At 72.0% G+C, this 14,511-nt stretch carries 16 protein-coding genes; 9 read left to right on the top strand and 7 right to left on the bottom strand.

Features of this window, described 5'->3' with window-relative positions; genetic code table 11:
- Positions 1–562: 562 nt before the first annotated feature.
- Complete coding sequence (gene sufT, locus BLU84_RS04025) at positions 563–1,114, bottom strand: putative Fe-S cluster assembly protein SufT (protein ID WP_064750028.1); 552 nt, start codon at positions 1,112–1,114, stop codon at positions 563–565.
- Positions 1,115–1,217: 103 nt separating this feature from the next.
- Between sufT and BLU84_RS04020 the strand changes: the two genes are divergently transcribed.
- Complete coding sequence (locus tag BLU84_RS04020) at positions 1,218–1,682, top strand: hypothetical protein (RefSeq protein ID WP_233431054.1); 465 nt, start codon at positions 1,218–1,220, stop codon at positions 1,680–1,682.
- Positions 1,683–1,829: 147 nt separating this feature from the next.
- On the opposite strand, the gene pdxR is transcribed toward BLU84_RS04020, so the two are convergent.
- Entirely contained in the window at positions 1,830–3,290 is a 1,461-nt protein-coding gene (gene pdxR, locus BLU84_RS04015; RefSeq protein WP_074863106.1) for a MocR-like pyridoxine biosynthesis transcription factor PdxR, read from the bottom strand.
- A gap of 301 nt (positions 3,291–3,591) precedes the next feature.
- On the opposite strand from pdxR, the gene BLU84_RS04010 reads away from it, so the two are divergent.
- The 4 genes from BLU84_RS04010 to BLU84_RS03995 all read left to right on the top strand — a co-directional run bounded on the left by BLU84_RS04010 (position 3,592) and on the right by BLU84_RS03995 (position 6,429).
- Positions 3,592–4,479 (top strand): helix-turn-helix domain-containing protein, encoded by an 888-nt coding sequence (locus BLU84_RS04010; RefSeq protein ID WP_074863104.1) that lies wholly within the window; start codon positions 3,592–3,594, stop codon positions 4,477–4,479.
- A gap of 133 nt (positions 4,480–4,612) precedes the next feature.
- Positions 4,613–5,107 (top strand): hypothetical protein, encoded by a 495-nt coding sequence (locus BLU84_RS04005; RefSeq protein ID WP_074863102.1) that lies wholly within the window; start codon positions 4,613–4,615, stop codon positions 5,105–5,107.
- Positions 5,107–5,724: a cytochrome P460 family protein gene (locus BLU84_RS04000; RefSeq protein ID WP_083382297.1), complete on the top strand. Its 618-nt coding sequence runs from the start codon at positions 5,107–5,109 to the stop codon at positions 5,722–5,724. The genes BLU84_RS04005 and BLU84_RS04000 overlap by 1 nt, the downstream gene beginning before the upstream one ends.
- 231 nt (positions 5,725–5,955) lie before the next feature.
- Positions 5,956–6,429, top strand: a complete 474-nt coding sequence (locus BLU84_RS03995) for a YehS family protein (RefSeq protein WP_074863099.1) — start codon at positions 5,956–5,958, stop codon at positions 6,427–6,429.
- 140 nt (positions 6,430–6,569) lie between these two features.
- Here the strand turns inward: BLU84_RS03995 and BLU84_RS03990 are convergent, their stop codons facing one another.
- Positions 6,570–8,003 carry an NAD(P)(+) transhydrogenase (Re/Si-specific) subunit beta gene (locus tag BLU84_RS03990; protein ID WP_074863097.1) on the bottom strand — a complete coding sequence of 478 codons (1,434 nt, stop codon included), beginning with the start codon at positions 8,001–8,003 and terminating at the stop codon, positions 6,570–6,572.
- 131 nt (positions 8,004–8,134) lie between these two features.
- Positions 8,135–8,440, bottom strand: a complete 306-nt coding sequence (locus BLU84_RS03985) for an NAD(P) transhydrogenase subunit alpha part 2 (RefSeq protein WP_074863095.1) — start codon at positions 8,438–8,440, stop codon at positions 8,135–8,137.
- 401 nt (positions 8,441–8,841) lie between these two features.
- On the opposite strand from BLU84_RS03985, the gene BLU84_RS03980 reads away from it, so the two are divergent.
- The 4 genes from BLU84_RS03980 to BLU84_RS28225 are packed head-to-tail and all read left to right on the top strand — an operon-like array spanning position 8,842 to position 10,718.
- Positions 8,842–9,420: an RNA polymerase sigma factor gene (locus BLU84_RS03980; protein ID WP_074863340.1), complete on the top strand. Its 579-nt coding sequence runs from the start codon at positions 8,842–8,844 to the stop codon at positions 9,418–9,420.
- Positions 9,417–9,893, top strand: a complete 477-nt coding sequence (locus tag BLU84_RS03975) for a hypothetical protein (protein WP_139174608.1) — start codon at positions 9,417–9,419, stop codon at positions 9,891–9,893. Before BLU84_RS03980 ends, BLU84_RS03975 begins: the two co-directional genes overlap by 4 nt.
- Positions 9,894–9,898: 5 nt before the next feature.
- Positions 9,899–10,408, top strand: a complete 510-nt coding sequence (locus tag BLU84_RS03970) for a DUF3106 domain-containing protein (RefSeq protein ID WP_083382317.1) — start codon at positions 9,899–9,901, stop codon at positions 10,406–10,408.
- Complete coding sequence (locus BLU84_RS28225; RefSeq protein ID WP_425479306.1) at positions 10,347–10,718, top strand: DUF6053 domain-containing protein; 372 nt, start codon at positions 10,347–10,349, stop codon at positions 10,716–10,718. Before BLU84_RS03970 ends, BLU84_RS28225 begins: the two co-directional genes overlap by 62 nt.
- Here BLU84_RS28225 and BLU84_RS28220 read toward each other — a convergent pair.
- The 3 genes from BLU84_RS28220 to BLU84_RS03960 form a co-directional block, all read right to left on the bottom strand.
- A complete protein-coding gene (locus BLU84_RS28220) occupies positions 10,652–10,798 on the bottom strand; it encodes a DUF6053 domain-containing protein (RefSeq protein WP_425479305.1) in 147 nt (48 codons plus the stop codon). The two genes, BLU84_RS28225 and BLU84_RS28220, sit on opposite strands and share 67 nt — an antisense overlap.
- A 9-nt stretch (positions 10,799–10,807) precedes the next feature.
- Complete coding sequence (locus BLU84_RS03965; RefSeq protein ID WP_074863090.1) at positions 10,808–11,926, bottom strand: NAD(P) transhydrogenase subunit alpha; 1,119 nt, start codon at positions 11,924–11,926, stop codon at positions 10,808–10,810.
- A 207-nt stretch (positions 11,927–12,133) separates the two neighbouring features.
- Complete coding sequence (locus BLU84_RS03960) at positions 12,134–14,425, bottom strand: DUF1631 family protein (RefSeq protein ID WP_267889170.1); 2,292 nt, start codon at positions 14,423–14,425, stop codon at positions 12,134–12,136.
- Positions 14,426–14,511 lie beyond the last annotated feature (86 nt).

Here is a 14,511-nt window from a genome sequence, read left to right as displayed (position 1 = left end):
GCCGCGGCGCTGCCGGCGAACGGCATGGCGAGGCGGGCGCGACCGGCGACGCGGCGTGCACGCCGCGGGTGGGCGGCGCGGGAAGCAGCTTGGCGTCCCGGCGCGCGCGCTCGTCCGCCGAACGCGAACGCGGTCACGTCCGTTCTTGTGCGTTGGTACGTGGGTTTGCGCTTTTTAGGACGCGTCCTAGATCGGCGGGTACGAACCGGCTAGCGCGGATCGGCGCATGCGGATCGGCGGGTACGGATCGTCGCGTGCGGGTGCTGGATGCGGATCGCCCGCAGAAGATCGCCAGCCGCAATCGCTGGATCGCGAATCGTCGACAAGAATCGTGAGCCCGCGCTCGCCGAGCGGGATCTCGCGCAGCGAATCGCCGAGCGCGCAAACAGGAACACTCGACGAGCCGGCCCATCCCGGCCGGCATCGGCGCCAGGCAGCCCGGGATACGCATCGCGGGGTGTCGCGTCGCCGGACGCGGATCGCCAAGAAGTACCGCCCGGCGCACCGCCCGGCGTACACGACGACCGCCCCCTCGCCGGCCGCAGCCGGCGCCGGGCGCGCCTTACAGCATCCCGGTCTCGAGCCGCGCCGCCTCGGACATCATGTTGCGGTTCCACGGCGGGTCGAACACCAGCTCGACGTCGGCCTCGGCCACGGTCGGGATCATTTCCAACTTGCTGCGCACGTCGTCGACGAGGATGTCGCCCATGCCGCAGGCCGGCGCGGTCAGGGTCATGCGCACCTCGACCGTGCGCTGGCCGTCGTCGCGGTGCTTGACCGCGGCTTCGTACACCAGGCCCAGCTCGACCACGTTGATCGGGATCTCCGGGTCGAAGCAGGTGCGCAGCTGTTGCCACACCAGCCGCTCGACCGCCTCGTCGTCGGCGCCCTCGGGCAGCTCCAGCGGCTCCGGCGGCTCCTTGCCGATGGCGTCGGCGTCGCGGCCGTGGATGCGGAACAGGTTGCCTTCGACGAAGACGGTGTAGCTGCCGCCGAGCGCCTGGGTGATATAGCCCACGCTGCCCGCGGGCAGGGTGACCTGCTCGCCTTGGGGCACCATGACGACGGCGCAATCGCGCTCGAAACGGACGGGTTCGCTGCTGCGGGAATACATGCCGGAAAGATGGGGGGTGCCGGGCCGCGGCACAAGATCCGTCATTCTACCGGCCGCGGACGGCTATGCTGTAGGGCTTGCCCCCGCCCACAGTGTTCCGCCGATGACCGTCGCCCCGCCCGACCGCCCCGCCCCGCGCAGCGCCGCCGGTCCGAGCCCGGACGCCCCGCGCGCCCGCCTGAGCCTGTATTCGTGGCTGTTGATCGGCCTGGGCACGTTCGGATTCGCCGCATTCTGGGTGCTGGCCGCGCTCGCCTTCGACCGCCAGTTGGGCTGGATGGCGGTGCTGGGCGCGCTCGACATCGCCTGGATGCTGCGCCTGGGCGGCTGGCGCCCGGGCTGGGCGCGCGCCATCGCCGGCACCGCGGCGACCGTGCTGATCCTGGCGGTCGCCAACTGGGGCATCGTCGCCGGCCAGCTCAGCGGCCCGTTCGGGCTGGACCTGCTGTCCTCGGCCGGCAAGCTCGGCCCGAACCTGTTCTGGACCTTGTTCCAGCTCGCCAGCTCCGGGCTGGATCTGGTGTTCATGGCCGCGGCGCTGGTGATTGCGGCGCTGGCTTCGCGCTGAACCCGCCCGCTTCGCGGTTGCGTATCCCCCTGTAGGAGCGGCGCGAGCCGCGACTGCGACAACGCAGCTACCGCGAGGCTTGCGGCGTAGTTGCGTTGCCGCGGTCGCGGCTCGCGCCGCTCCTACAGGTAGCCCAGGCCAGTCCGCTCAGGCGGCCGCGGGCGCGGCGGCCAAGCCGGTCTCGTGCAGGCAGGCGGCGAACAGCCGCGCCGCCTCTTCGATTTCCGCCACCGACAGCGCGCCGTAGCCGAACAGCAGGCCGGCGCGCTGCGGCGGGTCGATGTAGCACGGCGCCACCGAGTACAGCCCCAGCCCGCGCGCCTGGGCGTGGGCGAGGAAGGCCTCTCCCTCGGCCGGGCTGCGCCCGCGCAGCCACACCAGCAGGTGCATGCCGGCGCGCGAGTCCTGGATCTCCAGCGCGTCGCCGGCCAGCCGGCGCAGCGCCGCCAGCAGCGCGTCGCGGCGCTGGCGCAGGGTCTTGGCGGTGCGGCGCAGGTGCCGCTCGAAGCCGCCGTCGGCGAGGAACTGGGCCAGCGCGGCCTGCTCGATCCCGGGCGAGCCGAAGTCGTCGGCCCATTTGGCCGAGACGAAGTCCTCGCGCAGCCCCGGCGGCACCACCATGTAGCCCATCCGCAGCGACGGGAACAGCACCTTGGAGAAGGTGCCGACGTAGATCGTGCGGCGCGCGTCGTCGAGCCCGTACAGCGCCGCGTGCGGCTGCGCGTCGAAGCGGAATTCGCCGTCGTAGTCGTCCTCGAAGATCCAGCACTCGTGGCGGCGCGCGTAGTCCAGCAGCGCGCGCCGGCGCGGCAGCGACATCAGCGCGCCGGTCGGGAACTGGTGCGAGGGCGTGGTGCAGATCAGCCGCGGCGGGCGCTCGGGCAGCAGGTCGGTGCGCAGGCCCTCGCCGTCGACCGGGATCGGCCGCAGCCGCGCGCCGTGGATCTGCAGCGATTCGCGCACGGCGAAGTAATGCGGGTCTTCGATCGCCGCCTCGTCGCCTTCGTCGAGCAGCACCCGCGCGGTCAGCGCGATCGCCTGCTGGGTGCCGGCGACGATCACCACGTCCTCGGGCACGGCGCGCACGCCGCGGCGCAGCGACAGGTAATCGCAGACCGCCGCGCGCAAGGCCGGCAGGCCCTGCGAAGTCGGGTAGTTCGGCGGGGTGTAGGCGGCCGCGTGCGACAGCGCGCGCGCCCAGGCCGAGGTCAGCAGCGGATTGGTGAACGGCACGCCGTACTGGAAGCTGTGCACGGTGCCGGGCAGGCGCCGGCCGGGGATGTTGGCGTGGTCGTGATAGCGGCGCAGGCGTTGGGCGTAGGCGCTCTGCGCCGGTAGCCGCGACGGCGGCTCGCTGGGCGGCTGCGCCGGTGCGCCGGGCAGCACCACGAAGCTGCCCGAGCCCACCCGCGCCTGCATGAAGCCTTCCGCGCGCAGTTGCTCGTACGCCGCCAGCACGGTATTGCGCGACAGGCTCAGCTGCTGCGCCAGCAGCCGGGTCGGCGGGAAGCGCATCCCGGCCGGCAGCCGGCCGGCCAGCACCGCATCCTTGAGCGAGCGGACCAATTGGCCGTGCAGCGGGCCGCGGCCGTCCAGCGGCAGGTACATGGGCGGACTCCCGATTGGCCCCGTCGCGGGCCGTTCCAGGGCGAGTGTGCCAAGCCGATCCGCGACTGGCGAGGCACCGCAGCGGGGCCGCGCCCGGTTTGCCGGTCCCGGCACATCGACTGCGCGAGGCCGGCGCAATCGCGGCGGGTCGGCGGCGGCGGCGTGGGTGCCCGAATCGACGGCGGCGCGCCCGCGGCGACGGATTGGCTCCATCGCTGCTCGCCTTATTGGCCCTCCAGATGACGGCCGCAGCTGGCTAGCTTAGGAGCCAACCGCAAGCCTGGACGCCGCTGAGGCCCTCATGAGCGTGCAACACCACCGTATCCATTTCGCCGAACGCCTGGACCTGGGCGCGCTGCCGGCCGCGGCCGGCGCCGGCCTGCACCTGGTCCGCGCCAGCGGCCGCGCCGTCCAGCTCGACCTGCCGCCGAACTGGCTGTCGTTGTGGCTGCCGCTGCGCGGCCCGCTGCGGCTGGAGGCCGCCGACAGCGCCTGGGACCTCGCCCCCGGCCACCTCCAGGTCTGGCGCGACAGCCGGGTGCGCAGCAGCGCGCGCGGCCCGTGCTGGTGGCTGTGCCTGTGCGGCCCGGAGTCGGCGTGGAAGCCGCACCTGGACGACGAGGCGGCGCAACCGCAGGGCAGCGACCTGTTCCCGTGGGAAGGCGCGGCGCCGCGCGATGCCCGCCGCCTGCTGGTGCGGCTGGGCCGGCTCGACGGCCGCGCCGAGCCGCTCAGCGCCAACGGCCCGGCCCTGCTGCGCACCCTCGGCGCGCTGCTGCGCGAGGAACAGCGCGAGCTGCTCGAACGCCTGCCGCGCTGCAGCGGCCGCACCCTGCGTCGGCGCCAGCAGACCCTGCTGCGGCTGCTGCGCGTGCAGCACCTGATCCGCCGCCATCCCGAGGTGCGCCTGGACCTGGGCCGGCTCGCGCGCAGCGCCAACTACTCGCCCTGCCACCTGATCCGGATCTACCGCGAGGTGTTCGACGAAACCCCGAGCGAATACGCCGCACGGCTGCGCTCGGACCGCGCCTGGCGCATGGTCCGCGACACCCGCATGCCGGTGTGCGAGATCACCGAGGCGCTCGGCTTCGAAAGCCAGAGCGCGTTCTGCCGCGCGTTCAAGAACTCCTTCGGCGTCACCGCGACTCAGGCGCGGCGCGCCGAAGCCGCGCGCGGCCGCGCGGCTTGAACGCCGCGGCCGTTCCGCATCCGGCCGCACCGCACCGACGTATCGCCCTCGTTGCGCCGTGGCGCCCTCGCATCGCCGAGCTACCCGTCGCCATTCCAATGCCCATCCACCGCCCATCCATCGCGAGTCCGCCATGACCGTCGCCGCCCGCTCCCTGCCGCTGTGGACCCTCGCCGGCGGGCTGATCGCCGCCACCCTCGATATCGGCTACGCCATCAGCTATTGGGGCATCACCAAAGGCGTCGCGGCCACGCGCGTGCTGCACAGCGTCGCCTCCGGCCTGATCGGCCGCGAGGCCGCGCTGGCCGGCGGCGCCGGCACCGCCGCGCTGGGCCTGTTCCTGCACTATTTCATCGCCGTGCTGATGGCCGCGGCCTACGCGATCGGCGCCAGCCGTCTGGCGTGGATGCGCCGGCGTCCGTGGCTGGCGGCGACCTTGTACGGCCTGTGGCTGTTCGTGGCGATGAACTTCATCGTCGTCCCGCTCTCGCGCGCCGGCATGAAGGGCCTGCCGCCGGACCCGGTGTGGATCGCGCTGAGCATCGCCGTCCATGTCGTGTTCGTGGCCTGGCCGATCGCCTGGGCGGTGAACCGCGCGCTCGGCGGCAACCGCACGGGGCTGCGCTGATGCGCCGCGCACGCAGCGGGCGCGGCCTGCGCGCCGCGCTCGCGAGCTTCGGCCCGGGCCGCACCGCGGCGGCCGCGCTCGCCGCGACCCTGGCCGCCGCCCTGGTCCTGCACGGCTTCGCCCGCGCCGCCGACAAGCCCACCGCACAGCCGGGCCACGAGAGCGAAAACGTCGCCCCCGCCGTGGCCTACCCGAGCGGCTACCCGCGCTGGACCCACCTCAAGAGCGGCCTCATCGCCGCCGGCCATCCCGCATTCGCGCGCTTCGGCGGCCTGCACCACATCTACGCCAACCCCGCCGCGCTGGAAGGCAACCGCGACGGCCGCTACGCCGACGGCGCGGTGCTGGTCTACGACCTGTTCGAAACCCGCGACAGCGGCGACGGCCTGATCGACCAGGGCCCGCGCCGGCACATCGACGTGATGGTCAAGGACAGCCGCCGCTTCGCCGCCACCGGCGGCTGGGGCTACGCCGAATTCGCCGCCGGGCAACGCAGCGACCGCCTCACACCCGCCGACCGCGACGGCTGCGCGGCCTGCCACGCCAGCCGCGCGCAGCACGGCCACGTCTTCAGCCAATGGCAGAACCGCGACGAGGACGGCGCGCCGAACTCCTGACCACGGCCCGTCCCGGCCGGGTCCGCCCCCTGCCGGCGCGGACCCGGCCGCCGCCGAGCCCGCCATCGAGCCGTACCGCCCAGCCGGACGCGCCCGGCATGCGAGAATCCGCGCTCACACCACTCCCGATTCCCGTCCGGCGGCTCAGCTGGGCGCCGGGACGGCATTCGCAACGCACCGGCCCGCCCTGCTCCAGCGCGCGGCCGCGCGGCTCCAACGGCAGGACCGACCATGATCAACAACGATGTATTGCGCAGCATTCGCTACATGCTCGATCTGAGCGACCACAAGGTCGTGGAGATCGTCCATCTCGCCGATCCCGCGTTCGCGCTGGAAAAAACCCAGGTGCAGGCTTTCCTCAAGAAAGACGAGGACGCCGACTACGCGCAATGCGACGACGCGGTGCTCGCGCGTTTTCTCGACGGGCTGGTGTTCCACTTCCGCGGCCGCGACGAAAGCATGCCGCCGCGCCCGCTGGAAACGCGCGTCACCAACAACCTGGTGCTGAAGAAGCTGCGCGTCGCCTTCGAGCTCAAGGACCTGGACATGCACCAGGCCTTCGCCGACGCCGGTTTCCCGGTCTCCAAGCCGGAACTGAGCGCGCTGTTCCGCCAGAGCGACCACAAGAACTACCGTCCCTGCGGCGACCAGATGCTGCGCAATTTCCTCAAGGGCCTGACCTTGCGGATTCGCGGCGAAAAGTAAGCGGCCGCGCGATCGCGGCGAGGCGCGCGCACGTATCGCGCGCGACCGCATGGCCGATGGCTGCGGCCCGGCCAGCGACTAGCGCTGGCTGAGCCATGCTTCGCGGACGCATTGCCCGCCTCGCGCGAGGCCGCGGCGAATCAATGCCCGCCGTCGAGCGCCTTGAGTTCGGACACCAGCGCGCTCGCCATCTCCGCGCCGTCGCCGTACAGCATGCGGGTGTTGTCGGCGTAGAACAGCGCGTTTTCGATGCCGGCGAAGCCCGTGCCCTTGCCGCGCTTGATCACGATGGTGTTCTTGGAATTGATCACGTCCAGGATCGGCATGCCGTAGATCGGCGAGGCCGGGTCGGTCTTGGCGACCGGGTTGACCACGTCGTTGGCGCCGATCACCAGCGACACGTCGGTGTTGGCGAACTCGGGGTTGATGTCGTCCATGTCGGCGATCAGGTCGTACGGCACGCCGGCTTCGGCCAGCAGCACGTTCATGTGGCCCGGCATGCGCCCGGCCACCGGGTGGATCGCGAACTTCACCTTGACCCCGCGTTCGGTCAGCTTCTGGGTCAGCTCCCAGATCTTGTGCTGCGCCTGCGCCACCGCCAGGCCGTAGCCGGGCACGATCACCACGCGTTCGGCGAAGGCCATCATCGCCGCGACGTCGCCGGCTTCGATCGGCTTTTGCGTGCCGGCGATTTCCTGCGCCTGCCCGCCGCCGCCGAAGTTGGAGAACAGCACGCCGCTGATCGGCCGGTTCATCGCCTTGGCCATCAGGCGCGTGAGCAGCATGCCGGCCGCGCCGACCATGGTGCCGGCGATGATCAGCGCCTCGTTGCCCAGCACATAGCCTTCGAACGCCACCGCAAGGCCAGTGAAGGCGTTGTACAGCGAAATCACCACCGGCATGTCGGCGCCGCCGATCGGCAGGGTCATCAGCACGCCCAGCGCCAGCGCGGCGATGAAGAAGGCGACGATGACGCCGACGTTGAGGGTCATGAACGCGGCGATGCCGAGCGCTACCACCGCCAGCGCGACCAGCGCGTTGAACGCCTGCTGGCCGGGGAACACCACGCGCTTGTCCAGGCGCCCGTCGAGCTTGGCCCAGGCGATCACCGAACCCGACAGCGACACCGCGCCGATCGCCGCGCCGACCACCGCCAGCACCAGCGCCACGGTCGGCGTGTGCATCGCGATGACGCCGCGTTCGAGCTGCGCCTGCAGCGGGTCGGACGGCATCTGCGCGGACAGCCGCAGCAGTTCGACCGCGCCGATCGCCGCCGCCGAGCCGCCGCCCATGCCGTTGTACAGCGCGACCATCTGCGGCATGTCGGTGATGGCGACCTTCTTGCCCGAGATCCACGCCGCCGCGGTGCCCAGCAGCACCGCGGTCGCGATCAGGCCCAGGTTGTGCAGGCCCGGCAGGAAGAACGTCGCCACCGTGGCGATGATCATGCCCGCGCCGGCCCAGCGGATGCCGCTGCGCGCGGTCACCGGCGAGGCCATGCGCTGCAGGCCCAGCAGGAACAGGGTCGCGGCGACCAGGTAGCTCAACTTCACCACAGTGGAAAGAACGTCCATCAGCGCGCGCGCTCCATAGAACGATAGCTGCCCGACGGGCAGGACCCAGCCGAGAAAGGAAGGACCGGCGAGCAGGGCCGCGCCGACGACGGCGGCTGCGGCCGCCGCGAGGTACCGCAGCAGCGGCGCATTCAGCCGCCCGCCTTGCCGGCGGGCTTTTTGCTGGACTTGAACATCTCCAGCATGCGCTCGGTCACCACGTAGCCGCCGGCGGCGTTGCCCGCGCCGAGCAGCACCGCGACGAAGCCGATGGCTTTTTCCAGCAAGGTGTCGGCGTGGCCGAGGACGATGATCGCGCCGATCAGCACGATGCCGTGGATGAAGTTGGAACCCGACATCAGCGGGGTGTGCAGGATCACCGGCACCCGCGAGATGATTACGTGGCCGGCGATCGCGGCCAACATGAAGATGTACAGCGCCACGAACCCGTCGCTCATCCGTCTCGTCCCCATGCGTTGTCCGGGCCATCATAACCGGCCGTGAATGCAGCGCCAGCGTTGTCAACCGATCCGGGCCGCGGGCGTTCCCGGATTGCATGAGCGCCGCACATTCCGGCGCAGGGACCGCCCCGCATGCCCGACACCCTCCGACTCCGCCGCCGCCCCCGCGGGCCGGCCGCGCCCGGCTGAAGGACCGCGCCGTGCTGCAACCGCCCGCCGCCCGTATCCTGGAGGCCGTGAGCGTCGAACCCGACCCGCTGCCGCCGAACGACCCGCTGGAGCATCGCTACGACGCCCGCCGGCCCGAGCGCGCGCGACCGTCCGCCGGCGAAGCCGATGCGCCGGCCGAGCAGACGCAGCGCTGGCGCGCCGACGCGGCCGAGCGCACGGACGAGCGCATGGACGAGGATCCGCGCGACGACGCGCTGGCGTCGCTGCCGGAGCCCGACCCGGCCCCGGCGCGGCTGCCGGCCAGCCTGGAGGAGTTCCTCGCCGGCCTGGGCACGCGTGCGTTCCGCTTCGCCGAACTCGGCCTGCGCCACCGCGAGGACGCGCTGGACGCGGTGCAGGACGCGATGATGAAGATGCTCGGCTACCGCGAACGTCCGCCGCAGGAATGGACGCCGCTGTTCTGGAGCATCCTGCGCAGCCGCATCGTCGATGTGCAGCGGCGCCGGGCGTTCCGCCTGCGCTGGCTGCTGCCGGCGGCGCGCGGCGACGACGACGCGCCGGCCGACTGGGCCGACGACGGCCCCGACCCGCAGCGCACCCACGACGGCCGCGAAGCTTACGGCCGCCTGGCCCAGGCGCTGCAAAAACTGCCGCGGCGGCAACGCGAAGCGTTCTCGCTGCGGGTATTGGAAGAACTCGACGTCGCCACGACCGCGCGGGCGATGGGCTGCAGCGAAGGCGCGGTGAAGACGCATCTGTCGCGGGCGCGCGAAGCGCTGCAGCGGCAATTGGAGGAATGGCGATGAACACCGACCCGCGCAGCGCCGACGGCCGCACCCCGGCGCCGCACCGCGCAAGCCCGGCGGCCGAAGCGGACGCGCGTTTCGACGCGGCCCTGCGCGATCTGCACGCGCAGGCGCTCGAACGCGTGAGCCCGCAGGTCCGCCAGCGGCTGCGCACGATCCGCAGCGAGGCCGCCGCGCAGCCCCAGCGGGGCCGCGGCGGCCTCCTCGGCTGGGCCCTGGCCAGTTCCGGCGTGGCCGCGGTGGCGCTGGCGCTGGGACTGCAGTTCGTCGGCACCGGCGCGCCCGCGCCGGGCCCCGCGCCCGCGCCGCTCGCCGTCGCCATCGCTCCCGCCAGCGAGGCCGCGGCCGCGCCGGTGACGGTGGAGACCGGCTACGACCCGGACACCGCGGTCGCCGCGCTCGACGAAAATCCCGACCTGTACCTGTGGCTGGCGTCCAATTCCGACGCCCTGCCGCGCACCCACGTGGAGTGACCGCCATGCGCCGTACCTTTTTCGCCCGCGCCGGCCTGGCCATCGCCCTGGCCGCGCTCGTCGCGCCCGCGCTGGCCGCGCCGCCGGCCGCCGCCGGCGCCGCCGCCCTGCCGGCCTGGGACCAGCTCAGCCAGGCCCAGCGCGAACAGTTGATCGCGCCGATGCGCGACCGCTGGAACAGCCAGCCCGACGAACGCCAGCGCATGCTCGAACGCGCCCGCCGCTGGCAGCAGATGACCCCCGACGAACGCCGCGAGGCGCGCAACGGCATGAAGCGCTGGGAAGCGCTGGACCCGGAAGAGCGCGGGCAGATGCGCGCGCTGTTCGGCAAGATGCGCGGCCTGGACGAGAACGGCAAACGCGCGCTGATGGAAAAGTGGCGGGCGATGACGCCCGAGCAGCGCCGCGCCTGGGTCCAGGCCAACCCGCCGCCGCCCAAGCCGCGCGGCGATCATGGCGACCACGGTGGTCGCGGCGAACCGCCGTTCCCTCCGCCGCCGCCTCCGCGCAATTGAACGAAAGCCGCGCCCGCCCTTTGTAGGAGCGGCGCGAGCCGCGACCGCGACATCACATTTACGCCGCAACTACGGTGACCTGCGTCGTTATCGCAGTGTCGCGGTCGCGGCTCGCGCCGCTCCTACAGGGAGCACCCGAACCTGCGCCGGCGCGCCGAACTTACGCCTCCGCGCGAACGCGGAGATCCGACGCTCACGGGGCAGGACCTGGGCAGCGTCCGGATCTCCGCGTTCGCCGGTTCTTCAGCGCTTGGCTGTTGTAGGAGGGCCTTCAGGCCCGACGCTGTTGTTCCAGATCGCAGCGACCTGAGAAAAGAGCCTCGGGCCTGAAGGCCCTCCCACAGGAAGGCCCAGGCAGACCCAGACAGGCTTGGACAAGCCCGACCACACTCGACCGGCTTACGCCGCCGCGCTGTGCGCCTCGTCCTTGCGCTCCGGCCACACGGTCTTGGCCAGCAGCTCGTCGTTCCAGTCGTACTTGAGCTCGCCGCCGTCGACGAACAGGCTGACGAAGTTGAACGCGTTGCGCGCGAACATCTCGCTGGCGTGGACCGCGCCGCTGCTGGCGAGGTTGAGCGGGCCGGCGACGGTGACGCCGTCGATATCCAGGGTTTCGCCCGGACGGGTCAGCTCGCAGTTGCCGCCGGTTTCGGCGGCCAGGTCGACCAGCACGCTGCCGGGCTTCATCCCGGCGATCATCGCCGCGCTGATGATCTTCGGCGCCGGCCGCCCCGGCACCGCGGCGGTGCAGACGATCACGTCGATGTTCTTCAGGTGCTCGCCGAGCCGGCGCTGCTGCTCGGCGCGCTCCTCGTCGGTGAGCTGGCGCGCGTAGCCGCCCTCGCCCGCGGCGCTGACGCCCAGGTCGAGGAACTTGCCGCCCAGCGATTCGATCTGCTCGCGCGTCTCCGGCCGCACGTCGAAGCCTTCGACCTGCGCGCCCAGGCGCTTGGCCGTGGCGATGGCCTGCAGGCCGGCCACGCCGGCGCCGACGATGAGCACGCGCGAAGGCCGGATGGTGCCGGCGGCGGTGGTCAGCATCGGGAAGAAGCGCGGCGCCAGCTGGCCGGCGATCAGCACCGCCTTGTAGCCGGCCATGCCGGCCTGCGAGCTGAGCACGTCCATGGCCTGGGCGCGGGTGGTGCGCGGCAGGCGTTCGAGCGGGAAGGCCAGCAGCTTGCGCGCGACGATGGCCTCGCCGCGCGCGGCGTCGGCCTGCGGCTGCAACAGGCCGACCAGGGCCGTGCCTTCGCGCAGCAGGTTCAGGCGTTCGCCGTCGGGCGCCTGCACGCACAGCACCACCTCGGCCTGGGCGGTGGCGCCGGCGGCGTCGTCGGCCAGTTCCGCGCCGGCCTGGACATAGGCCTCGTCGGTGAAGCCGGCGCTGCGCCCGGCGCCGCGCTGGACGCGCACGCGCGCGCCGCGGGCGATCAGTTTCTTGCAGGTTTCCGGCGTCAGCGCTACGCGCTTCTCGCCGGCAGCGGTTTCGCTGGCAACGCCTATCGTGATGCCCGACATGCTCTGCTCCGTGCCCGGTTCGGCTGATCGTAGCGGATGCGCAGGGGCAAGCGCGATCCCGGCAGATGGGCGGCGGTGCGCAGCGGGACGTCGGTTACGGTCGGCGGGCGCTGGAAACGAGCGCAGAGGAACGAGCAAACGCCGCGTTCGCGACTGCTTTTGCCTGTTCCTCTTACCTCTTCACTCGTTCCCGATCGGCTTCGGGCCTCAAATCACCCGATCCAGATGCCGCCGCACCTGCCGCATCGCCTCGTCGAACGCGGTGCGCTCGGCGCCGACCACCAGCCGGCCGTTGGAGGCCAGCACCGCCAGCTCCTCGGCCGAGGCGACCAGGGCGCGCACGCCGCGGCGGTTGACCAGCAGCAGGCGCGAGGTCAGCGGGCTCAGCCAGGCGACCTTCACCGCGATGGTTTCGCCTTGCAGGCTGGTCAGGCGCAGCCAGTCGCCGGGTTCGAGCTGGCGCATGCGTTCGGCCAGCAGCGGGTCGTGCCCGCCCTGCGCGGCGGCGTCGTCGAGGTAGCGGCGGCGTTCTTCGGCCACGTCCTCTTCGACTTCGGCGGCGCTGGGCTGCGGGTGGTCGCTGCGTTCCTTGTCCGGCGTCGCCAGCGCCCGCACCAGTCCCGCCATCGCGTGCTGGGCGGCGCTTTCGTCCAGGCCCGACGACGACAGGCACTGGATGATGATCGGCTGCAATGCCAGCAACTGGTCGGCCAGTTCGCGGCCGCGGTTCTCGGCGGCGAGCTTGTCGGCCATCACCAGCGCGTCGCCCAGCGCCATCGCCTGGGCGCGACGCTTGGGGTCTTCGTTCTCGCGCAGCAGCACCTGCACCAGGTGATGGCGCCAGGGCGTGGCGATGAAATCGGCCACCGCCGAGGTCAGCTTGCCGTCGCCGATGCGATCGCGCACCGCCTGGTCGGCCTGGCTGCGCGCAGCGCCGAGGCGCTCGCGGCCGTAGGTGGCCTTGGCCGCGCGCTGTTCCTGCAGTTCGATGCGGCGGCGGTGCTGGGACAGCATCGCGTCGAGTTCGGCATGCGCCAGCTCGAATACGGCCAGGTCTTCGTTGTAGTCCGAGACGATGCGCTGGGAGATTTCCGAGGCGCGCTCGAGCAGGTCGCGGTCCTGCGGCGTCTCGCCGTCGTTGCCTTCGCAGGCTTCGGTGATCGCATCGAGCAGGCGCCGCGCCGGGTGTTCGCGTTTGACGAACACTTCGTTGTCGGTCAGCGCGACCTTGACGTAGGGCATGACCAACCGTGCGTACACGCGGCGGGCGCGGTCCTGCAGGGCGTGGTTGCGGAACAGCGAGTCGAACAGCAGCGCGACCAGATCGATCGCGTCGTCCTCTTCCGGGCTGAAGCAGGTCTGGTCCGGGTTGAAGCCAAGCCGGCGCGCGCCGTCGTAGAGCTGGTCGCGGATGGTCTCGCCCAGGCGCCCGGACACCGCCAGCGCGCGCGCGAACGCGTCCGGCGGCTCGGGCTGCAGCAGCGAGGCCATGCCGACCACTTCGTCCACGCGCAGTTCGCGGCGCTGGGCCATGGTGCGTTGCGGCTGATGGCCCGGCGGCAGGCCGCCGGTCTTGACCAGGCCCTCGCGCCAGGCGTGCAGTTGGGTGCGCAGTTCGGCCAGTTCGGCCGCCATCGCGGCCACTTCGACCTGCGACACCGGCGCCCCCTGCGCGGCATAGCCGGCGCCAGCGCCCTGGCCGGGCGCGGGCGGGAACGATCCTTGTTGATAGTCGTGCGGCACGGACGCTGCGGCCTCGCGATGCGGAACGGTGTCGAACACGCCGTCGAGCGTGTTGCGGTCGCGGCGCTCTTCCGCCGCCGCGCGCGCCGGACCGGCCGGTGGCGCGCCGGTGGCCATGCCGTAACCGGCGGTGGCGAGCAATTGGTTGATGCGCGCGTACATGTCGCCCAGCAGCCGCGCCAGTTCGTGCTCGTACTGGCGGAACAGGCGCACGCGCAGGCTTTCGGTGACCTGGGCCTCGGTGTAGACCGAGGTGAAGGCGCGCACCAGCCGGTACGGCCCGATCGGGTTGACGCCGTCCGGCGCGCCCAGCGCCTGGGCCAGCATCTGCAGCCGCGCGCGCACCATTTCCAGCGGACGCTGGTAGCGCGATTCGAGCAGTTCGATCAGGCGCTCGCCGTCGAGGTCGAAGGCCAGCTGCTGTTCGCCGACCAGTTGCAGCGGCGAGCCGCCGACGCCGCCCACCGCCGCGGCGGACGCGCGATAGGCTTCGAAGCCTTGCGCGATCTGCTGGCGGAAGGCCATGACATGGCTGGCCTGTTGCTGGCGCAGGACCCACAATGCGGCCTGGTCTTCGAACTGGTGGTTGCGGCCGTCGCCTTTGAGCGAATCGGCCTTGAGGGCATCCTCGATCGGTCCGTACAGGGAACCGGGCAGCCCCCCGAGTTGCTCGAGCGTCTGTCGTTTGAGTTCTTCGAGCACGCGCGCGGGATCCGCTCGCGTGTTGCTGACGACACCGTGCAAGTGACCAGACACTCGCAATCCCCCTGGTGGATGCGGCACGTCTTTTTACGACCGCGAACGTCAGGATAGTGCCTAGATGCGACCATTCATGTGTCGCC

This window comes from Lysobacter enzymogenes (genome assembly GCF_900106525.1).
Classification (GTDB): Bacteria; Pseudomonadota; Gammaproteobacteria; order Xanthomonadales; family Xanthomonadaceae; genus Lysobacter; species Lysobacter enzymogenes.
The sequence above is the reverse complement of the archived record's forward strand: the minus strand, read 5'-3'. Positions and strand labels throughout refer to the sequence as shown.